Source organism: Rathayibacter sp. PhB1, from assembly GCF_004362935.1.
Taxonomy (GTDB): Bacteria; Actinomycetota; Actinomycetes; order Actinomycetales; family Microbacteriaceae; genus Rathayibacter; species Rathayibacter festucae.
In genome coordinates this window covers 756186-776299 of record NZ_SNYD01000001.1, presented here as the reverse complement: position 1 = coordinate 776299, position 20114 = coordinate 756186, and the positions used below count along the sequence as shown (strand labels likewise).

Here is a 20114-nt window from a genome sequence, read left to right as displayed (position 1 = left end):
GCGTCTGGGGGTCGTGCGGGTCGGTCAGGCCGCGGCCCGGGCGAGCCCCTCGTCGCCGGATCGCGCTCCGCGATCGGGCCAGACGCCGAGCGGGGGCACGCTCTCGACCCGGCGCTCGCCGTCCGCGACGACGACGCGGCTCTCGACGCGGTCGTGCCCGCCGGCGACGGCCACGGCGATCATGACGGCCTCGGCGTGGTCGCGGGTGAGGTGCCCGAACGCCGCGCGCAGGTCGACCGGGCGGCCGGTGGCGAGCGACAGCGCGATCCGGGCGACCGCCTCCTCGGAGAGGTCGAGCAGGTGCGCGCCGCGCTCGAGGACCGCCAGGTCGACCGCGGATCCCGCTGCGCTCTCACGGACCCAGGGCAGTCCCGGGCGGGCGCAGCCGGTGCGCAGGAGCAGCTCCTGCGCGAGGGCGACGGCGGGGGTCGCGGTGGACGGGACGGCGGGCGCGGCGGTCACGAGGCGGCTCCGGTCGGCGCGGACGGCCCGCGGCGGCTCTCCCGGCGGGCGGCGCGGACCGCCACCGAGGTCACGGCCGTGAGGACGCAGATCAGCCCGACCAGCGCCGGGGCGAGCCAGCCGAGCACGCCCGCCCGCTCGACGGTGGGCCCGACGTACGACCACTGCGTGAGGCCGTGGACGAAGAGGGCGAAGAAGCCGAGGGCGACGCCGGTCAGCGCGGTGACGAGATCGGCCGGGCGGAGGACCTCGTCGTCGGAGAGGGCGGCGGGAGCGGGAGGCGCGGGCGGCGCGGCGGCGGCCGGGTCGGCGGCGGCCTGGTCGGTGGTCGGCAGCGCGAGGGTGCCGGTGGACGGAGTGGACATGGAACCGATGGAACCAGTCGGCGGCCGTCTCCGGCGTCCTCCGCTGGCATGATGGCGCGCGCCGTTCGGCTCACGTCGCGCGGCGTCGCCCGAGCGAGGACTGGAAGCGCAGGAGGTAGCCGTCGGGATCGGTGACGAGGACCTGGCGGACGCCCGCCTCCTCCTCCCCCACCCGGTACCAGCGGGTCTCGGACGGGGCGAACAGCGGCACTCCCGCGGCCTCGAGAGCCGTCGCGACCGCGTCCGCGTCGTCGACGCGGATCTGGAGGTTCGCGCCGCGGCCGAGCGGGCGCTCCAGCGGCGCGGTGATCCAGTCGCGGGTGCTGCCGATCCGGTCGAGCATGACGTGGGCGGTGCCGCGGACGAGGTACGCGAAGCCCTCCTCCGGTCGCGCGTAGCGGACCGCGAAGCCGCAGGGGCCGCACCAGAACGCGAGGCTGCGCTCGAGGTCCTCGACGAGGAGCTCGGGGACGAGGTCGGGCTCGGAGGCGGGGTCGGCGGCGGTCACGGCGCCATGCTGCCACGGACCCGCCACGGACCCGCCGCGGAAAGGCGGCCGGGCTAGGGTCGACGGCATGGGGAACGGGAGCACGGGGATCGGGGACGACGGGGATCACGAGCACGCCGCGCAGGCGACCGGTGAGCGACCGTTCGGAGAGCCGGAGCACGCGGACGCCCGTGCGACGCACGACGGCCCCCCGCGCTTCCCGCTCAGCCTGGTGGTCGTCGTCCCGGTCGGGATGCTGGTGCTCGGCGGCCTCTTCGGGAGCGTCCTCGCCTTCAGCGCGCCCTGGCTGCCCGTCGCGCTGACCCGCGCGGGCCTGCCCTACGCGGTGCTCGCGCTGATCGTCGCCGTCGTGCTCCGCCTCCGCGCCGTGCGCGCCGTGCGGGCGGGCCGGTCCGAGCCGCTCGACGCGGTGATCGCATCCGGACGGAGCCTCGCCCAGCGGGCGACCCGGGCCGCCGCCGCCACCCTGCTCGCGATCTGGCTGATCGTCGCCACCGCGTTCGCGCTGCAGACCGAGCCGGGTCTCTTCGTCCTCGCCGGCGGACCCGTGATCATCGGCGCGCTGCTGTCGATCGTGGCGAACGCGCCCCTGCTCTACTCCCCGCGGATCGCCCGCTCCGAGGTCGCCGTGGTGCTCGCGCACGCGGACGGCCGGCGGCGGATCCTCGCGAACTGGATCCTCGCGCCCCTGTCCTGGTTCGCCTACGCGATCCCGGTGCAGCTCCTCGGCATCTGGAACGTCTAGCGCGCCTCGGCGGTCTCCGGCGCGGTCCTGGTGCGGCCCGGCAGCAGCAGCAGGCCCGAGACGCCGACGACGATCAGCAGGATCGCCGCGACGGTGACGAAGGCGGACAGCGCCAGCACCGGCATGATGACGGTGAGCAGGCCCGCGATCACCGAGGCGATGCCTGCGGCGATCGGCAGCCACACCGGGCCGGCGACGGTGCGGCCGCTGGTGATGCTCGAGACGCCGTCGAGGATCCAGCCCAGGCCGATCACGAGGCCGAGGATGCTCAGCGACTCGAACGGGTTGGACAGGCAGAGGATGCCGGCGACCAGGATCAGCGCGCCGAGCAGGCCCGCGAGCCAGCGCACCCGGTTCTGCAGGCGCGTGGCGGTGAAGGCCAGCAGGAGCCGGAAGACGCCGGCGGCGATCAGGTGGATGCCGAAGACGATCGCGACGGTCAGCAGGGTCGGGCCGGGGATCAGCACCGCTATCACGCCGAGGGCGATGGCGATCAGCGAGACGCCGATGATCCAGCTGCGCTCGACGGCGGTGCGGGAGAGGGCGGGAGACGGAGTCGCGGCGGCGTTCTCGGCAGTGTTCTCGGGCATGGCGTTCCTTCTCGTCGGGGGCTGACCCCTCGAACGCTAGGGCACATCCGCGGCGCGGACGGCGGGACACGGGGGCGGTCGCGCCGGGTCGGCGCTCCCGGTACTCTCCGGCTCCGACCGCCCGGGTCAGTGCCGGCGGCGCGTCCCGGTGCCGCGGGCGGCGCGATGCCGGCGGATGCTGCGGACCACCAGCAGCAGCACGACCACGCCGATCGCGCCGTAGATGATCGCGTCGAGCACGCCCGCGTACTGGTCGACCAGCTCGTACTGGGTGCCGAGCGCGGCGCCGAGGCCGATCAGCAGGCCGTTCCAGACGCCGGAGCCGAGGATCGTCAGACCCGAGAACAGCAGCAGATTCATCCGTTCGGCACCCGCGGGCAGCGAGATCAGACTCCGGACTCCGGGGATGAGCCGGCCGAAGAGGACGGCCCAGGTGCCGTGGCGGCGGAACCAGCCGACGGCCTTCTCGAAGTCCTCGCGGTCGACCAGGGGCAGCTTGGACAGCAGGCGGATCGAGCGCTCGGTGCCGATGCGGTAGCCGAGCCAGTACAGGATCAGGCCGCCGAGGTAGGCGCCGAGGGTCGCGGTGATCACGACGAGCACCAGGTTCATCCGCCCCTGCTGGGCGAGGAAGCCCGCCAGCGGCAGCACCAGCTCGCTCGGGATCGGCGGGAAGACCGTCTCGATCAGCGTCAGCAGACCGACCCCGGCCTCGCCGAGTGCCGCGATCACGCGGGCGGCGACGCCGACGAGACCGGAGAGCTCGTCGATGCTGTCGGTGGAGGAGGCCGCCGTCACGGAGGCAGGGGCGAGGGCGAGGGTCGCGATCGTCATGACTGAGAAGCTACTCAGTCCCGGGGCTCCGCACCTGGGAGATCGGGGTCGGCGCCGAGACCCGCGTCAGGGGCTGCCGGTGAGGACGACCTGCTCGGAGCCCTGCAGGCGCACCTCGACCGAGGCGATCTCGGCCAGTGGCAGACCGGTCGAGAGGCTCGGCTCCACCGTCGAGCCGGGCGTGCTCGTCCACGAGCCGATCGGCTCCGTGGAGCCGGCCGTGTCGGTCACGTACATCACGTAGCCGACGGACGCCGCGCCCCCGGTCGCCGCGCCGCTCTCCTCCCAGCTGCAGTCCATGTCGATCCGCGTGCCCCACGCCTCCGGCACGAACCGGACCGACGCCTCGACCGGGACGCCGGGCGCCGCGGCGAGCGCCACCGTATTCTCGACCACCGTGGGCGGGGTGCCGACCACGAGCGGGAGGGCGATCGCGGCGGCCGCGGAGACCCCGGCGGCGGCGAGCACGAGGCCGGCGATGCGGAAGCGGGTGCGGCGGCGGAGCGCGTCGGTGGCCCGGGCGAGGTGCGCGAGCAGGGCGGGCGGGGCGGACTCCTCGACGCGCTGCTCCGTCTCGAGCAGGCCGAGCGCCTCCTCCTTCGGCAGGTGCGCGAGCAGGCCGGGGATCGCGACGAACTCACCGAGCGCCTCGCGGCAGCCGGGGCAGCCGCGCAGGTGCTGCTCGTAGGCGCGGCGGTCGGCGGGCGAGAGCGCCCCGAGGAGGTACGCCGCGTCCCAGTCGCGGAAGGCGTCGTCGCGGAAGGCGTCGTCGCTCTGCTGCTCGGTGCTCACGGTTCGGTCACGCCTTTCTCCTGGAGGGCGAGCTTCAGCGCCCGCATCCCGTAGTGCATCCGCGACTTCACCGTTCCGGGCGCGATGCCCAGCAGCTCGGCGATCTCGCCGACCGTGCGCCCGCCGTAGTAGGCGTGCACGATCACCGCGCGGTGGTCGTGGCTGAGGGTGCTCAGCGCCTCCGAGAGCAGCCAGGCGTCCAGCACCTGGTCGGTGCGGTCGCCGTGCGCGCGCTCGGGCACCTCGTCGGTGCCGAACTCGCGGTGGTGCCGGGCGCTGCGGCGGTCGTCGATGACGATGTTGCGGGCGACGGTGTAGAGCCAGGAGCGGGCCGCGGCCTCGCCCTGGGCCAGGATCTCCGGGTGCTTCCAGGCGCGCAGCAGCGCCTCCTGCACCACGTCCTCCGCCAGCTGGCGGTCGCCCGTGAGCCGGAGGACGAAGCGCCACAGCGCCGCCGAGTGCTCGTCGTGCAGGGCACGCAGCATCTCGGCCTGATCCTCGGACATCTCCACCTCTCCTCCTTCAACGTAGAGGGGCGGCGTCCGGTTCACCCGCGGCCCCGGTTCGCGCCGGGCGCCGCACTCTGGTACTCCGGAGCGGTGACCTTCCCCGATGCCGCCGACGCCGCCCGCGTCCGCACCTTCCTCCGCGACCAGCGCGCGCGCATCCTCGACGACGTCCGCCACCTCGTGATGATGGAGAGCCCGAGCGACTCCCTCGAGGCGCTCGACGAGCTGCACGCGTTCCTCGTGCACTGGGTCGGCGAGCGGCTCGGACACGCGGGCGAGCTCGAGCACCTCCGCGAGCAGGACTGCCCGAGCGCGTCGAGCTGGACGTTCCCGGGCAGTGCCCCGGGGCGCGGACCGCGCGGGTCCCGCCCGTTCGTGGCGCTGGTGGGGCACTACGACACCGTCTGGCCGCTCGGCACGACCCGCGGCTGGCCGTTCGCGATCGACGGCGACCGCCTCAGCGGCCCGGGCAGCTACGACATGAAGGTCGGCCTCGTGCAGATGGTCTGGCTGGTGCTGGCGCTGCGGCACGCCCGCCTGGCGCACCCGGCCGTGCGGCTGGTGATGAACGGCGACGAGGAGGTCGGCAGCCTCACCTCGCGCAGCTTCCTCGAGCACCAGAGCCGCGGAGCGGAGGCGGCGCTCGTCTTCGAGGGGGCGATCGGCACCGCGGTGAAGACCGCGCGCAAGGGCATCGGCAACTTCGTCGTCGACGTCGTCGGGATCGAGGCGCACGCGGGCGTCGAGCCGGAGAAGGGGGCCAGCGCGATCCACGAGCTCGGCGCGCTGATCCCGCGGGTGCTCGGGATCGCCCGGCCGGAGGCGGGGACGACCGTCAACATCGGCGTGGTCAAGGGCGGCAGCCGGGTGAACGTGACGACCGCGAAGGTGCGGCTCGAGCTCGAGGTGCGGATCCGCGGCGCGGCCGAGGCGGCGCGGGTGGAGGCCGAGATGAACGCGCTCGAGGCGTCGGACCCGCGGATCCGGATCGAGGTCCGCGGCTCGTGGCAGCGGCCCGTCTTCGAGCGGACGGCCGCCGTCGGCGCGCTCTACCGCCGGGCCGAGCGGGTGGCGAAGACGATGGACCTGCCGCTGACCGAGACGGCGGTGGGCGGCGCCAGCGACGGCAATCTGATCGCCGCGCTCGGGATCCCCGTGCTCGACGGGCTCGGCGCCCCTGGCGAGGGCGCGCACGCCCGGGGAGAATCGGTGAGCATCGAGGGGATGCTCGAGCGGACCGCGCTCGCGGCGCTGCTCGTGGCGAGCTTCGCCGCGGAGGGAGACTGAGATGGTCCTGTACGAGTCGCGCCCGGTCGGCGTCGTGATCGACGCGCCGGCGGACGAGGTGTACTCCTTCGTCGTCGATCCCTCGAACCTGTCGCTCTGGGCGGCGGGGCTGGCGCAGGCGTCCGTCGAGGAGGTGGACGGCCACTGGTTCGCCGACTCGCCGATGGGCCGGGTCGAGATCGTCTTCGCGCCGCGGAATCCCTACGGCGTGGCGGATCACCGGGTGATCACCGAGGGCGGCCGGGTCTTCGACAACCCGCTCCGGATCCTCGCCAACGGCGACGGCGCCGAGGTCGCCTTCACCGTCCGCCGGTACGACGGCATGACGCTCGAGCAGTGGGACGAGGACTGCGACCGGGTCGCGGCGGACCTCGAGACGCTGCGGGGGCTGCTGGAGCGCGCGGAGGACTGAGCGGGCGGGGCCGCGGGTCTCCTCCCCAGGAGCGGACCTCGCGGAGTCGTCCACCGGTCTTCCGGCCCGCCGCGATCGGGCGCCGATCCTGCACTACATTCGACAGGATCCGGCGTTCGCCCGGGCCTTCCGCGCGACAACGAGGGATGTCATGACCTCTCCCGAACCGACCACCCGCCCCGCCGGCGGCATCGAGCTCAACGGTCTCGACACCATCCAGGAGTCGGAGCGGCACGGCCGCCCCCGCGACCTGTTCTGGCCGTGGTTCGCGGCCAACGTCTCGGTGCTGGGGCTGAGCTACGGCTCGTTCCTGCTCGGCTTCGGCCTGTCCTTCTGGCAGGCGACCGCGGTCGCCGTGATCGGGATCGTCGTCTCCTTCCTCTTCTGCGGCTTCGTCGCGGTCGCCGGCAAGCGCGGCTCGGCTCCGACGATGGTGCTCAGCCGCGCCTCCTTCGGCGTCGACGGCAACCGGCTGATCGCGGTGATCTCCTGGCTGCTCACGGTGGGCTGGGAGACGGTGCTCGCCTCCCTCGCCGTGCTGGCGACGGCGACCGTCTTCGAGGAGTTCGGCTGGGACGGCGGCGTGCTGACCAAGGTCGTCGCGCTGATCGTCGTCGCGGCGCTGATCGTGATCGCCGGGATCGCCGGCTTCCGGCTGATCATGCGGCTCCAGCTCGCGATCACGATCGCGACCGCCGTGCTGACCGTGGTCTACGTCGTGCTCGTGCTCGACCGCATCGACCTCGCCGCCGTCGGCAGCCTGCCCTCGGGATCGGCGGGGGCCGTGATCGGCGGACTCGTCTTCATGATGACCGGCTTCGGGCTGGGCTGGGTGAACGCGGCGGCCGACTACTCGCGCTACCTCCCGCGCACCGCCGGCACCGCCGGAGTCATCGGCTGGACCACGATCGGCGGCGCCGTCGCGCCCGTCGTGCTCGTGGTGGTCGGGCTGCTGCTCGCCGCCTCCTCGACGGAGCTGTCCGACGCGATCGCGGCCGACCCGATCGGCGCGCTCGCGAGCATCCTGCCGACCTGGTTCCTGCTCCCCTTCATCGTGGTGGCCCTGCTGGGGCTGATCGGCGGCGCGGTGATGGACATCTACTCCTCGGGCCTCGCGCTGCTCAGCACCGGCCTCAAGGTGTCCCGGCCGGTGGCCGCCGGCATCGACGGCGTGCTGATGGTGCTCGGTGCGATCTACGTCGTCTTCGTCGCGGGCGACTTCCTCGGCCCGTTCCAGGGCTTCCTCATCACCCTCGGCGTGCCGATCGCGGGCTGGCTCGGCGTCTTCCTGGCCGACCTGCTCCTCCGCCGCCGCGACTACGACCAGGACGCGCTCTACACCTCGCGGGGCCGCTACGGCAGCGTCTCGATCGCGCCGGTGCTGCTCGTGGTGATCGGCGCCGTGATCGGCTGGGGCCTCGTCGTCAACTACTCCCCCGGCTTCGAGTGGGAGGGCTACCTGCTCGGCCCGATCGGCGGGCGCGACGGCGAGTGGGCCGGGGCGAACCTCGGCGTGCTGGTCGCCCTCGTGATCGGCTTCGTCGGCACGCTCGTCCTCTCGCGCTCCGCGGTGCGGCGCCAGGAGGCCGACGCGTGAGCCTGCTCGTCGCGATCGACCTGCAGCACGTCTTCGCCGACGTGTCCTCGCCGTGGGCGTCGAAGGAGTTCACCCGTGCGGCGGAGGGGACGACCCGGCTGCTCCCGCACTTCGGCGAGCGGGTGGTCACCACCCGCTTCGTCGCCCCGGCCAAGCCCCGCGGCGCCTGGATCCCCTACTACCGGGACTGGCCGTTCGCGCTCGTCCCGGACGAGGATCCGCTCTACGCGCTCGTCCCCGGCTTCGAAGGGCACCGCACGATCACGGCGCCGACCTTCGGCAAGTGGGGCGCCGAGCTCGAGGCGCTGCTCGACGACTCCCGCTCGATGGTGCTGACCGGGGTCTCGACCGACTGCTGCGTGCTGGCGACGGCGCTCGCTGCGGCCGACGCCGGCGTGCAGGTGCGGGTCGTGACCGATGCCTGCGCGGGCGCCTCCGAGGCCGACCACGCCCGCGCGCTCGACGCGATGGCTTTGTTCGGACCGCTGATCACCCTGACCACGGTGGACGAGGTGCTGGCCGGACTCCCCGCCGGAACCTGGCGAGGCGCGGGAGGTCTCGCGGCGGCGCCGCGCGGACCGGCATGATGGCGGGATGTCCTCCACCGACGTCCGCGACAGCGCGGCGCCCCGCATCCTCGTCATCGGCGAAGCCCTGATCGACATCGTCGAGCGCGACGGCGAGAGCACCGAGCACGTGGGCGGCTCGCCCGCGAACGTCGCGCTCACCCTCGCCCGCCTCGGCCGCGAGGCGACCCTCGTCACCGACATCGCCGACGACGAGCGCGGCCGGCGCATCGCCGAGCACCTGGGTGCCTCCGGCGTCACCGTGCTGCACGGGGACGCCGAGCGCACCTCGACCGCCCGGGCCCGCCTGCAGGCGGACGGCTCCGCGGAGTACGACTTCGACCTCTCCTGGAACCCGCCGGCCGCCGATCCCTCGAGCGCGACTCACGTGCACACCGGCTCGATCGCGGTCTACCTCGAGCCGGGCGGCTCCGCGATCGTCGAGCTGCTCGAGGCCCTGCCGGCCCGCGTCACCGCGAGCGTCGACGCGAACATCCGCCCCGCGCTCGTCGGCGAGCACAACGACGCACTGGCCCGCTTCGAGCGGGTCGCCGCGGCCTGCGAGATCGTCAAGCTCAGCGACGAGGACGCGGAGTGGCTCTACCCGACGATGCAGCTCGACGAGGTGCTGACCCGCCTGCTCGAGCTGGGCGCCCAGCTCGCCGTCGTGACCCGCGGCGGCGAGGGCCTGCTGCTCGCCTCCGCCGTCGCCCGGGCCACCGTCCCGGCCGCCCGCATCGTCGTCGCCGACACCATCGGCGCGGGCGACTCCGCGATGGGCGCGATCCTCGACGAGGCGTTCCGCCAGGGTCTCGGCGCCCCGAACGGCCTGCTCCTCGACGAGCCCTCCCTGCGCGCGATCGGCCACTGGGCCGCCCGCGTCGCCGGCATCACCACCTCCCGCTCCGGCGCGAACCCCCCGACCCGCGCGGAGCTGTAGGGGGCGCGCCGTCCGCGCCTGCCGGACACAGGGATCTACTGGGAAGAGACGCGCGCAGACATGCTGGTCGAGTAGCCCCGCAGGGGCGTATCGAGACCCGCGGCATCAGCAGGGCGAGTCTGCAGACTCGTCCTTCTGACGCTGGTGGATCTCGATACGCCCGCTGCGCGGGCTACTCGATCAGCATGCGGGGACGATCAGCAGAAGGTGGCGGCATTCATGCTGGTCGAGTAGCCGCCGAAGGCGGCGTATCGAGACCCGCCCCTGCTGGACGCGTGGATCTCGACACGCCCGCTGCGCGGACTACTCGATCAGCAGGGGGACGCCCTCTGCGCGGGCTACTCGATCAGCAGGAAGGCGGCCGTTGCAGCGGGATCGCCGGCGGGTCGATACTGGGGCCCTCCTCGAGCGGAAGGCGCCCCATGTCCACGAGTCTCAGCCCCTACATCGGCTTCCGCGACAACGCTCGCGAGGCGATGGAGTTCTACCACTCGGTCTTCGGCGGGGAGCTGCAGTCCAGCACCTTCGCTGACTTCCACGCGAGCGAGGATCCGGCCGAGCAGGACCTGATCATGCACTCGCAGCTGGTCACGCCGAACGGGCTGATCCTGATGGCGTCCGACACCCCGAGCTCGATGACGTTCGAGGAGGGCGCGCGGATCACCGTCGCGCTCTTCGGCGATGACGACGCCGAGCTCGGTGGCTACTGGGACGGGCTCGCGGTCGGCGGCTCGGTCCAGGAGCCGCTGACCACGTCGCCGTGGGGCGACCGGTTCGGGATGCTGACCGACCGCTTCGGCGTGCACTGGATGGTCAACATCTCGGGCGCGTCCGCCTGAGCGTCCCGATCGCCGCCCGCGCGGGCGCAGAATGGAGGGACCGCCCGGTGTCCGGAGCGGTCCCCTCCCTCTGACGAAGGCGGCACTATGACGATCACGCTCGGGTACAAGGCATCGGCGGAGCAGTTCGGGGCGCGCGAGCTCGTGGAGCTGGCCGTCGGCGCCGAGCGGCACGGCTTCGAGAGCGCGGTGGTCTCCGACCACTTCCAGCCCTGGCGCCACACCGGCGGCCACGCGCCGTTCTCGCTCGCCTGGCTCGCCGCGGCCGGCGAGCGCACCTCGACCATCCGGCTCGGCACCTCGGTGATGACGCCGCACTACCGCTACAACCCCGCCGTCATCGCGCAGGCGTTCGGCACGCTCGGCGTGCTCTACCCGGACCGCATCATGCTCGGCGTGGGCACCGGCGAGGCGCTGAACGAGGTCGCGACCGGCTACCAGGGCGCGGGCGAGCAGAGCTGGCCCGACTTCAAGGAGCGCTTCGCCCGGCTGCGCGAGGCCGTGCGCCTCATGCGCGCCCTCTGGGCCGGGGACCGCGTCTCCTTCGACGGCGAGTACTACTCCACCCACGAGGCGTCCATCTACGACAAGCCGGAGAACGGCGTCCCGGTCTACATCGCCGCGGGCGGACCCGTCGTCGCCAAGTACGCCGGCCGCGCGGGCGACGGCTTCATCTGCACCTCCGGCAAGGGCATGGAGCTCTACACCGAGAAGCTTCTCCCCGCGGTCGAGGAGGGCATCGCGGCGGGCGGGCGCGACTCCGCCGCGCTCGACCGGATGATCGAGATCAAGCTCTCCTACGACCCCGACCCGGCTCTCGCGCTCGAGAACACCCGCTTCTGGGCGCCGCTCTCGCTCACGCCCGAGCAGAAGCACTCGCTGACCGACCCGGTCGACATGGAGCGCGCCGCCGACGAGCTGCCGATCGAGCAGGTCGCCAAGCGCTGGATCGTCGGCTCGGACCCGGACGAGACGGTCGCGCAGATCAAGCCCTACGTCGATGCCGGCTTCAACCACCTCGTGTTCCACGCGCCGGGCGACGACCAGCAGCGCTTCTTCGACGCGTTCGAGCGCGACCTCGCGCCGCGCCTGCGCGCCCTCTGACACCGTCGCGACCGGCCGGCGCGCTGCCGCCGGCCGGTCGACCCTCCCGCGCCCCGACCCGTCGGCGCCCGCCGACCGACCCCTCCGGAAGAGCCGCCTCCGCATGACCGTGCCCACCCTCCTCGCCCGCCTCGCCGACGGCGAGCCGATCACGCGCGCGAGCGCCGAGGTGCTCCTCGAGGCGCGCGGCGACGACCTCGACGCGGTGCTGCTGGCGGCCGGGCGGCTGCGCGACGAGGGGCTCGCCCGCCGCGGCCGGCCGGGAGTGATCACCTACTCCCGCAAGGTCTTCGTGCCGCTGACCAAGCTCTGCCGCGACCGCTGCCACTACTGCGTGTTCGTCGAGACCCCGGGCGGCCTGGCGCTGAAGCGCGAGTCGACCTTCATGGAGCCGGAGGAGATCCTCGAGGTCGCCCGCGCCGGCGCCGCGCTCGGCTGCAAGGAGGCGCTCTTCACCCTCGGCGACCGCCCGGAGGACCGCTGGCCCGTCGCCCGCGCGTGGCTCGCCGAGCACGGCTACGCCTCGACGCTCGAGTACGTGCGCGCCATGGCGGTGCTGGTGATGACCGAGACCGGCATGGTCACGCACCTCAACCCCGGTGTGATGTCCTGGGCCGAGCTGCAGCGCCTGCGCCCGGTCGCGCCCTCGATGGGGATGATGCTCGAGACGACCGCCGAGCGGCTCTGGTCCGAGAAGGGCGGCGTGCACTACGGCTCACCCGACAAGGACCCGGCGCTCCGGCTCCGCGTGCTCGACGACGCCGGGCGCAGCCGGATCCCGTTCACCACGGGCGTCTTGCTGGGCATCGGCGAGAACACGGCGGAGCGGGCGGACGCACTGTTCGCGATCCGCGACTCGCACGCGCTCTGGGGCCACGTGCAGGAGTGCATCGTGCAGAACTTCCGCGCCAAGCCGCGGACCGCGATGCAGAACGAGGTCGACCTCGAGCTGCAGGAGTACGTCGCGAACGTCGCCGTCGCGCGCCTCGTCCTCGGCGCCGACATGACGATCCAGGTGCCGCCGAACCTCACCGACGAGCAGGAGCTCGGGCTGCTCCTCCGCGCCGGGATCGACGACTGGGGCGGCGTCAGTCCGCTGACCGCGGACCACGTGAATCCCGAGCGGCCGTGGCCGAACATCGACGACCTCGCGCGGCTGACCGCCGACTCCGGCTACCTGCTGCACGAGCGCCTGACCGCGCATCCGCGGTACCTGAGCGACGCGGAGACCTGGATCGATCCGCGGGTCGCGCCGTACGTGCTCGCGCTCGCCGACCGGGAGTCGTGGCTGGCCGACGAGGCCGCGCCGATCGTCCCCCGCGCGTACGAGGAGGAGCTCCCGCCCGCCCCGCGCCCGGCCGCGCCGACCCTCGCCGCCGTGCTGGAGCGTGCCGCCGCCGATCCGGCCGGTCTCGACGACGCCGACTACCGAGCCCTGCTCGCCGCCGACGGCGACGACCTCGACGCGCTGGCCGCCCTCGCCGACGACGTCCGGCGCTCCGCCGTGGGCGACACCGTCACCGTGGTGGCCAACCGCAACATCGACACCGCGCTCTGGGGCGCCGGCGGGCTCACCGTCGAGACCCTGGAGCAGCTCGCCGACGAGGCCGTCGTGCTCGGCGCCACCGAGCTCTGCCTCCAGGGTCCGCTCGCGACCCCGGGCGAGGACCACCTGCTGATCGTGCGCACCCTGCACGCTCGGCACCCCTCGCTGCACCTGCACGCGTTCCGGCCGGGCGAGATCCTCGACGCCGCGACGAGCACCGGGCGGACCCCCGCCGAGATGCTGGCCGTGCTGCGCGAGGCGGGCGTCGACTCCGTGCCGGGGACCGCGGCGCGGATCCTCGACGACGACGTGCGCGCGATCCTGAGCGAGGGCGCAGACCCGAGCGTCGCCGAGTGGCGGGAGTCGGTGACGACCGCGCACCGCGGCGGCCTGAAGTCGACCGCGACCATGGTCTACGGGCACGTCGAGACGCCACAGCAGCAGATCGACCACCTCCGTGCGCTGGCCGCGATCCAGGACGAGACGGGCGGCTTCACCGAGTTCATCGCGATGCCGTTCGTGCCGGCCGAGGCGCCGCCCGCGGTCGTCGCGCAGACCCGTGGCGGGCCGACCCGGCGCGAGACGCGCGCGGTGCACGCGGTGGCACGGCTGCTCCTGCACGGGCGGATCGACCACGTGCAGACGGCCTGGACGAAGCTCGGGCTGCAGCTGTCGCAGGAGCTGCTGCGCGGCGGCGCGGACGACCTCGGCGGGCTGCTGCTCGACGGCGCGATGAGCCCGGAGGCGGGCGCTGAGGCGCACCGCTCGCTCGACATCGCGACCGTCGCGCGGCTCACCGGCGAGATCGGGCGGCCCTGGCGCCAGCGCACCACCGACTACGGGCACGTCGCCCCCGAGCGCGCGATGAAGGCGCCGGCGCCCGGCAGCACCGCGACCCGCCGGCTGCGCCTCCCGGTGCGCGAGGCCGGCCGCGTCTCGTGACGCGGTCGTCGGCGTACCTCGAGCGGCAGGCCGCGCTGATCCTGGAGTCGTCCCTGGACGTCGGCGACGACACGGTCCGCCTCCACTCCGGTGGTGAGCCGGCGACGGACGTCGTCCTGCTCGTGACCGGGCCGGGTCGCGGTGCCCGGGCCGACGGGGCGCTGCTGCTGCCGATGCTCGCTCGCCGGCACCGGGTGGCGGCGCTCGAGCTCGCCGACCTGCGGGATCCGCTCGCCGACGCGCCCCGCGCCGTCTCCGCCGCGCTCGACCGGCTCGGCGCTGAGCGGGCGGTCGTCGTCGGCGTCTCCCTCGGCGCCTGGGCCGCGATCACCGCCGCCGAAGCGGACCCGCGCGTGGTCGCCCTGGTGCTGGCCGCCGGCTGGCTGCGGCCCACCGAGCGCCTCCTCGCGGTCGCCCGGCTGTGGGAGTCGCTGGCCGGCCTCCCCGACGCCCGCGCGGACCTGGCGCGCGTGATCGGCGTCCGCACGCTCGCCGACCTCGGACCCGGGCGCGCGACTCCCCTGGCCGCCGACGCCGCGACCGCCGCGCTCCTCGCCGCGGCCGCCCGCGCCGACGCGACCGAGGCCGCGGCCCGCCTGCGCGTCCCCGCGCTGGTCGTCGGCTGCGCGGCCGATGCCCTCGTCGGCGTCGAGGGGGCGGAGGCGCTGCTCGGGGCGATCGACGACGCCCGCTACGCCGTGATCGACGCGGGCCACTGCGTGCTGGCCGAACGGCCGGCCGAGCTGCTCGCACTCGTCGAGCGCTTCGTCGCCGACCCGCACCGCGACCCGGCCGGGTCGACGCTCCCCCGGACGATCGTCTGATGGCGACCTCGGTCGACGTCGTCGTGGTCGGCGCGGGCTTCGCGGGGATCGGAGCGGCGGCGCGCCTCGCCCGCCGCGGCGGCGTCTCCTTCGCGGTGCTCGAGCGGGCCGAGCGCGTCGGCGGCACCTGGCGCGACAACCGCTATCCGAACGTCTCCTGCGACATCCCCTCGCACCTGTACTCGTACTCGTTCGCGCCCGAGCCGGACTGGTCGGCCTTCTACGCGCCGGGAGCCGAGATCCAGGCCTACCTCGAGCGGGTCGTCGAGCGCGAGCGGCTCGCGCCGCAGCTGCAGCTCGGGACCGACGTGCTCGAGATGACCTTCGACGAGGACATCGAGCGCTGGCGCGTGCGCACCTCACGGGGGGACTTCGACGCCGCCGTCCTCGTGGTCTGCGCCGGGCGGCTGTCGGAGCCGCGCCTGCCCGACATCCCGGGGCTGGACGGCTTCGCGGGGCCGGTCTTCCACTCCGCCCGCTGGCGCGACGACGTCCACCTGGACGGGGCGCGCGTCGGGATCGTCGGCTCCGGCGCCTCCGCCGTGCAGATCCTGCCGCACCTCGTGGAGCGCGCGGCCGAGGTCGTGCTGTTCCAGCGCTCGGCGCCGTACGTCGTGCCGCGTCGGAACCGCGCCTACCCGCCGGAGGAGCGCCGCACGCTCGCCCGTGTGCCGGGCGCCGTCGAGCGGCTGCGCTCCGAGCTGTTCTGGCGCGCGGAGCTCGGCTTCGCCGGCCGTGTCGGCGTGCCCGACGTCATCGACCGGCTGCGGGCGGAGGCGCTCGGCCACCTCGCCGCGCAGGTCGCCGACCCGGAGCTGCGCGCCGTGCTCACCCCGGACTACGAGATCGGCTGCAAGCGGGTGCTGCTCTCGGACGACTACTACCCCGCGCTCGCGCAGCCGCACGTGCGCGTCGTTCCCTCGCCCCTGCGCCGGATCGAGGGCTCGGCGGCGATCGGAGACGACGGTGCCGGCCACGAGGTCGACGCGCTGGTCTTCGCGACCGGGTTCCACGCGACCCGCCCGCCGTTCGCCCGCCGGATCCGCGGCCGCGGAGGCGAGCTGCTGGCCGACCGCTGGGGTGACGGGATGTCGGCGTACGAGTCGACCGCCGTGCACGGCTTCCCGAACCTCTTCGTGATCAACGGCCCGAACGCGAGCCTCGGCCACAACTCCGCGGTGCACATGATCGAGTCGCAGATCGACTACGTCCTCGCCGCACTGGAGCACCGCGAGACCGCCGGCATCGAGCTGCTGGAGGTGACTCCGGAGGCCGAGGCCGCCGCGCTCGCCCGCCTCGACGCGCTCAGCGCCGACACCGTCTGGACGAACGGCGGCTGCGAGAGCTGGTACGTCGACTCCGCCTCCCGCCGCCTCACCCTGCTCTGGCCCGACTTCGCCTTCGCCTTCCGCGAGGAGCTCGGCCGCTTCGACCCGGCGGCCTACGCGCACGGAGCACGCTGATCGAGCAGCCCGCGCAGCGGGCGGCACCCTGCTGATCGAGCAATCCGCGCAGCGGGCCTCCCCCTGCTGATCGAGCAGCCCGCGCAGCGGGCGTATCGAGATCCACCACCGTCAGAACCTGAGTCTGCAGACCCACCCTGCTGATGACCGCGGGTCTCGATACGCCCCTCCGGGGCTACTCGACCAGCAGGTACTCCGCCGAGACACGATCGACCGCACCGCATCCATGCTGATCGAGTAGCCCGCGCAGCGGGCGTATCGAGATCCACCAGCGCCGGAGGCCGAGCCTGCAGACCCGCCCTTCTGACAGCGGCGGGTCTCGAAACGCCCCTCCGGGGCTACTCGACCAGCATGCGCACCGCCGAGACACGATCGACCGCACCGCATCCATGCTGATCGAGTAGCCCGTGCAGCGGGCGTATCGAGATCCACCAGCGCCGGAAGCCGAGCCTGCAGACCCGCCCTGCTGACACCGGCGGGTCTCGATACGCCCCTCCGGGGCTACTCGACCAGCATGCGGCAGCGGCGGCCGACTTGACGCGCGGCGGTGTCAGGCGGAGGTGCAGGGCCCGGTCCGGGTCCACTCGCGCGCGTCCTCACTTCCGACTGGACGCGGACGGGGCCATGCTCCGGGTGCGAGCCCCGTTGCGGGTCCGTTCGCGCAGTCATGCTGATCGAGTAGCCCGCGGAGCGGGCGTATCGAGATCCACCAGCGTCAGCAGCCGAGCCTGCAGACCCGCCCTTCTGACAACGTCGGGTCTCGAAACGCCCCTCCGGGGCTACTCGACCAGAATGCAGCGGCGGCCGACGGGACACGCGGCGCCGCGACCGATGACGCGCGATCATGGATGCACCCGATCCCCGCTCGACAGGACCCCCGCCATGCCGTCCGACGCCGCTCCGCCGCCCCCGCCCGCGCTCGATCACGAGGTCGCGGCCGCTCTGCTGCGCGAGCGCTACGGGCTGCACGGCGCACTGCGGGAGCTGGGCAGCAATCAGGACCGCAACGTCCTCGTGGACACCGGCGACGAGCGGCTGCTGCTCAAGATCGCGAATCCGGCGACACAGAGAGGGCGGATCGAGGCGCAGACGGCGGCCGTCGCGCGCCTCGCCGAGCACCTCGAGTGCGTCCGGCTCCCGCGCGTCCGCCCCGACCGCGAGGGTCGCACCCTGCACGAGATCGACCTCGGCGGCACGACCGCCGCGGCCCGGGTCCTCGACTTCGTCCCCGGCCGGACCCTCTCCGGCTCCGGCTACCTCTCCCCCGCCGTCGTCCGGGCGATGGGCGACCTCGCCGCCCGGGTCGGCGTCGCGCTCGCCGAGCAGCCGCTCGACGGCCTCGGGGAGAACGACCAGTGGGACCTGCGGCGGGCGGGCGAGGTCGTCGACGCGCTGATCGGCCGGGTGCCGCGCCGCTCGGCACGGGCGATCCGGGCGGCGGTCGACGCGGCGCTGGCGGTCCTCGATCCGCTCGCCACCGCGCTCCCGGTGCAGCTCGTGCACGGCGACCTCACCGATGACAACGTCGTGGTCGACGCGGGCGTCCTCCCCGACGGCGTCATCGACTTCGGCGATCTCGGCGCGGGCTGGGCCGTCGGCGAGCTCGCGATCACGCTGTCCTCGCTCCTGCACCACGCGGACGCCGACGCGGTCACCGTGCTCCGAGCCGCCACCGCGTACGACGCCGTGCGCCCGCTCGCCGACGCCGAGGTCGAGGCGCTGTGGCCGCTCGTGGTGCTCCGCGCGGCGGTGCTCGTCGTCAGCGCCCACGACGTCCTGGCCGGTGATCCGAGCAACGACTACGCCCGCGAGAACCTCGAGCACGAGCGGCTGATCCTCGACCGGGCGACCGCCGCGCCGCTGCCGGTGCTGCAGGCCCTCGTCCGGCGGGCCCTCGGCCGGCCGAGCGCACCGGTCGCACTCGCCCCCGCGGTCCCCGCGCTCGGCGGCCTCGACGCCGTCGTCGTCGACCTCTCGCCCGAGAGCCCGGCGCTCGACGCCGGCCGCTGGCTGGACGACGACGCCGAGCCCGCCCTCGCCCGCGCCGCGCTCGCCGGCGGCGCCGGGGCCGCGGTGCTGCGCTACGGCGAGCGCCGCCTGACCCGCGGCCGCCCGCACACCGCGCAGGATCCCGAGACGACCGCACTGGTCACCGAGGTCCACCTCGCCGCCGAGACGCCCCTGATCGCGCCGTTCGACGTGGAGGTGGGCGGCGGCGTCCCCGGCGGAGTCACCCTCCTCGCCGACGGGGTCCGGCTGCGGCTCGACGGGGTCGACGACGCTCCCGCACCCGGCACCCGGGTGGGAGCGGGCGACCCGGTCGGCACGGCCCGCGGACTCCTGCGCGCCCAGGCCGCGCCGCGCGCGCTCGACGCGGTCGACCTCCCGCCCTTCGCGAGCGCACGCTGGGCGGACGCCTGGCTCGGCGTCCTCCTCGACCCGACCCCGCTGCTCCTGGGACGCGCCCTGCCGGCCCCGCAGCCGGACCCCGAGGTGCTCGACCGGCGGCTCGCGCACCTGGCCGAGGCGCAGGAGCATTACTTCGAGTCGCCGCCCACGATGCTGCGCGGCTGGCGCGAGCACCTCGTCGACGACTCCGGCCGCGTGCACCTCGACGTGCTGAACAACGTGACCTCGATCGGCCACGCCCACCCGCTGCTCGTCGAGCGGGTCGCGCGGCAGTGGCGGCTGCTCAACACCAACTCGCGCTTCTCCTACCCCGCGATCGGCGAGTTCTGCGAGCGGCTGGCGGCCCTGCTGCCGGACGGGCTCGACACCGTGCTGCTCGTCAACAGCGGCACGGAGGCGGCCGATCTGGCGCTGCGGATCGCCCGCGCCTGGTCGGGCCGCGACGACGTGCTGGCGGTGCGGGAGGCGTACCACGGCTGGTCGGGCCTGTCCGATGCGGTCTCCACCTCCGTCGCCGACAACCCCGACGCGCTCGCGACCCGGCCGCCCTGGGTGCACACCCTCGACGCTCCGAACAGCTACCGCGGCACGCACCGCGGGGCCGAGGCGCACCGCTACGCACCGGAGGCGGTCGCCCGGATCGAGGAGCTGGCCGCGGCCGGCACTCCCCCGGGCGGATTCATCGCCGAGACCTTCTACGGCAACGCCGGCGGCATCCCGCTGCCCGACGGCTACCTCGCCGCCGTCTATCCGGCCGTCCGCGCGCACGGCGGGCTCTGCATCGCCGACGAGGTGCAGGTCGGCTACGGCCGCCTCGGCGACTGGTTCTGGGGCTTCGAGCAGCAGGGCGTGGTGCCCGACGTCGTCGCCGTCGCGAAGGCGATGGGCAACGGCCACCCGCTGGGCGCGGTCGTGACGACCCGGGAGATCGCCGACCGCTACCGCTCGCAGGGCTCGTTCTTCTCCTCGGCGGGCGGCAGCCCGGTCAGCTCCGTCGTGGGGACGACGGTGCTGGACGTGCTCGCGGACGAGCGGCTGCAGGAGAACGCGCGGACCACCGGCGCGCACCTCCGCCGCCGGCTCGAGGAGCTCGCCGAGCGCCACCCGCTGATCGGCGCCGTGCACGGCAGCGGGCTGTACCTCGGCCTCGAGCTGGTCCGCGACCGGGAGACTCTCGAGCCGGCGACCGCGGAGACACGCGCGATCTGCGAGCGCCTCCGCGAGCGCGGCGTGATCGTGCAGCCCACCTCCGACCGGCAGTGCGTGCTGAAGATCAAGCCGCCGCTCTGCTTCACCGTCGAGAGCGCCGACTTCTTCGCCGATCAGCTCGACGAGGTGCTGACGACGGGCTGGTGAGCGGGCGCGTGAGCGGGCCCCGCC

The 20114-nt window shown here is 74.2% G+C and carries 19 protein-coding genes; 12 read left to right on the top strand and 7 right to left on the bottom strand.

Going from position 1 to position 20114, the window contains the following annotated elements:
- Positions 1–24 precede the first annotated feature (24 nt).
- From EDF17_RS03740 to EDF17_RS03730, 3 genes are all read right to left on the bottom strand, one after another.
- Positions 25–462 carry a hypothetical protein gene (locus EDF17_RS03740; RefSeq protein ID WP_123445230.1) on the bottom strand — a complete coding sequence of 146 codons (438 nt, stop codon included), beginning with the start codon at positions 460–462 and terminating at the stop codon, positions 25–27.
- A complete protein-coding gene (locus tag EDF17_RS03735; protein WP_123445229.1) occupies positions 459–827 on the bottom strand; it encodes a hypothetical protein in 369 nt (122 codons plus the stop codon). The genes EDF17_RS03740 and EDF17_RS03735 overlap by 4 nt, the downstream gene beginning before the upstream one ends.
- Positions 828–897: 70 nt before the next feature.
- Entirely contained in the window at positions 898–1335 is a 438-nt protein-coding gene (locus tag EDF17_RS03730; protein WP_123445228.1) for a VOC family protein, read from the bottom strand.
- A gap of 67 nt (positions 1336–1402) precedes the next feature.
- Here EDF17_RS03730 and EDF17_RS03725 point away from each other — a divergent pair, with 67 nt between their 5' ends.
- Entirely contained in the window at positions 1403–2080 is a 678-nt protein-coding gene (locus tag EDF17_RS03725; RefSeq protein ID WP_123445227.1) for a hypothetical protein, read from the top strand.
- On the opposite strand, the gene EDF17_RS03720 is transcribed toward EDF17_RS03725, so the two are convergent.
- The 4 genes from EDF17_RS03720 to EDF17_RS03705 form a co-directional block, all read right to left on the bottom strand.
- On the bottom strand, positions 2077–2670 hold the full coding sequence (locus EDF17_RS03720) for a DUF308 domain-containing protein (RefSeq protein WP_123445226.1): 594 nt from the start codon (positions 2668–2670) through the stop codon (positions 2077–2079). The two genes, EDF17_RS03725 and EDF17_RS03720, sit on opposite strands and share 4 nt — an antisense overlap.
- A 126-nt stretch (positions 2671–2796) precedes the next feature.
- Positions 2797–3504, bottom strand: coding sequence for a DedA family protein (locus EDF17_RS03715; RefSeq protein WP_123445225.1), 708 nt, complete (start codon positions 3502–3504; stop codon positions 2797–2799).
- Between the two features lie 66 nt (positions 3505–3570).
- Positions 3571–4296 (bottom strand): zf-HC2 domain-containing protein, encoded by a 726-nt coding sequence (locus tag EDF17_RS03710; RefSeq protein ID WP_123445224.1) that lies wholly within the window; start codon positions 4294–4296, stop codon positions 3571–3573.
- Positions 4293–4802, bottom strand: coding sequence for a sigma-70 family RNA polymerase sigma factor (locus tag EDF17_RS03705; protein WP_123445223.1), 510 nt, complete (start codon positions 4800–4802; stop codon positions 4293–4295). The genes EDF17_RS03710 and EDF17_RS03705 overlap by 4 nt, the downstream gene beginning before the upstream one ends.
- Positions 4803–4895: 93 nt before the next feature.
- Here EDF17_RS03705 and EDF17_RS03700 point away from each other — a divergent pair, with 93 nt between their 5' ends.
- The 11 genes from EDF17_RS03700 (at position 4896) to EDF17_RS03650 (ending at position 20090) form a co-directional block, all read left to right on the top strand.
- Positions 4896–6092 (top strand): M20/M25/M40 family metallo-hydrolase, encoded by a 1197-nt coding sequence (locus EDF17_RS03700; RefSeq protein WP_208110563.1) that lies wholly within the window; start codon positions 4896–4898, stop codon positions 6090–6092.
- 1 nt (position 6093) lies between these two features.
- Positions 6094–6504, top strand: coding sequence for an SRPBCC family protein (locus EDF17_RS03695; protein WP_123445222.1), 411 nt, complete (start codon positions 6094–6096; stop codon positions 6502–6504).
- Between the two features lie 151 nt (positions 6505–6655).
- A complete protein-coding gene (locus tag EDF17_RS03690) occupies positions 6656–8101 on the top strand; it encodes a cytosine permease (RefSeq protein ID WP_123445221.1) in 1446 nt (481 codons plus the stop codon).
- The gene (locus EDF17_RS03685) at positions 8098–8688 is read left to right on the top strand and encodes an isochorismatase family protein (protein WP_166649592.1); all 591 of its coding nucleotides are present in this window, start codon (positions 8098–8100) and stop codon (positions 8686–8688) included. The genes EDF17_RS03690 and EDF17_RS03685 overlap by 4 nt, the downstream gene beginning before the upstream one ends.
- A 7-nt stretch (positions 8689–8695) precedes the next feature.
- On the top strand, positions 8696–9607 hold the full coding sequence (locus tag EDF17_RS03680) for a carbohydrate kinase (protein ID WP_123445220.1): 912 nt from the start codon (positions 8696–8698) through the stop codon (positions 9605–9607).
- 422 nt (positions 9608–10029) lie between these two features.
- Positions 10030–10446: a VOC family protein gene (locus EDF17_RS03675; RefSeq protein WP_123445219.1), complete on the top strand. Its 417-nt coding sequence runs from the start codon at positions 10030–10032 to the stop codon at positions 10444–10446.
- A gap of 87 nt (positions 10447–10533) precedes the next feature.
- Positions 10534–11550 (top strand): glucose-6-phosphate dehydrogenase (coenzyme-F420), encoded by a 1017-nt coding sequence (gene fgd, locus EDF17_RS03670; protein ID WP_123445218.1) that lies wholly within the window; start codon positions 10534–10536, stop codon positions 11548–11550.
- Positions 11551–11653: 103 nt separating this feature from the next.
- Positions 11654–14038, top strand: a complete 2385-nt coding sequence (gene cofG / locus EDF17_RS03665) for a 7,8-didemethyl-8-hydroxy-5-deazariboflavin synthase CofG (protein ID WP_123445217.1) — start codon at positions 11654–11656, stop codon at positions 14036–14038.
- Positions 14035–14862, top strand: coding sequence for an alpha/beta hydrolase (locus EDF17_RS03660; RefSeq protein WP_123445216.1), 828 nt, complete (start codon positions 14035–14037; stop codon positions 14860–14862). The genes cofG and EDF17_RS03660 overlap by 4 nt, the downstream gene beginning before the upstream one ends.
- A complete protein-coding gene (locus tag EDF17_RS03655) occupies positions 14862–16325 on the top strand; it encodes an NAD(P)/FAD-dependent oxidoreductase (protein WP_123445215.1) in 1464 nt (487 codons plus the stop codon). Before EDF17_RS03660 ends, EDF17_RS03655 begins: the two co-directional genes overlap by 1 nt.
- Before the next feature lie 882 nt (positions 16326–17207).
- A complete protein-coding gene (locus EDF17_RS03650; RefSeq protein WP_123445214.1) occupies positions 17208–20090 on the top strand; it encodes an aminotransferase in 2883 nt (960 codons plus the stop codon).
- Positions 20091–20114 lie beyond the last annotated feature (24 nt).

Excerpts from the sequence above, each read along its gene's own strand:
- fgd (WP_123445218.1), top strand. The coding sequence starts at position 10,534 with ATGACGATCACGCTCGGGTACAAGGCATCGGCGGAGCAGTTCGGGGCG.
- EDF17_RS03720 (WP_123445226.1), bottom strand. The coding sequence starts at position 2,670 with ATGCCCGAGAACACTGCCGAGAACGCCGCCGCGACTCCGTCTCCCGCC.
- EDF17_RS03705 (WP_123445223.1), bottom strand. The coding sequence starts at position 4,802 with ATGTCCGAGGATCAGGCCGAGATGCTGCGTGCCCTGCACGACGAGCAC.
- EDF17_RS03675 (WP_123445219.1), top strand. The coding sequence starts at position 10,030 with ATGTCCACGAGTCTCAGCCCCTACATCGGCTTCCGCGACAACGCTCGC.
- EDF17_RS03725 (WP_123445227.1), top strand. The coding sequence starts at position 1,403 with ATGGGGAACGGGAGCACGGGGATCGGGGACGACGGGGATCACGAGCAC.
- EDF17_RS03650 (WP_123445214.1), top strand. The coding sequence starts at position 17,208 with ATGCCGTCCGACGCCGCTCCGCCGCCCCCGCCCGCGCTCGATCACGAG.
- EDF17_RS03680 (WP_123445220.1), top strand. The coding sequence starts at position 8,696 with ATGTCCTCCACCGACGTCCGCGACAGCGCGGCGCCCCGCATCCTCGTC.
- EDF17_RS03735 (WP_123445229.1), bottom strand. The coding sequence starts at position 827 with ATGTCCACTCCGTCCACCGGCACCCTCGCGCTGCCGACCACCGACCAG.
- cofG (WP_123445217.1), top strand. The coding sequence starts at position 11,654 with ATGACCGTGCCCACCCTCCTCGCCCGCCTCGCCGACGGCGAGCCGATC.
- EDF17_RS03655 (WP_123445215.1), top strand. The coding sequence starts at position 14,862 with ATGGCGACCTCGGTCGACGTCGTCGTGGTCGGCGCGGGCTTCGCGGGG.
- EDF17_RS03695 (WP_123445222.1), top strand. The coding sequence starts at position 6,094 with ATGGTCCTGTACGAGTCGCGCCCGGTCGGCGTCGTGATCGACGCGCCG.
- EDF17_RS03690 (WP_123445221.1), top strand. The coding sequence starts at position 6,656 with ATGACCTCTCCCGAACCGACCACCCGCCCCGCCGGCGGCATCGAGCTC.
- EDF17_RS03715 (WP_123445225.1), bottom strand. The coding sequence starts at position 3,504 with ATGACGATCGCGACCCTCGCCCTCGCCCCTGCCTCCGTGACGGCGGCC.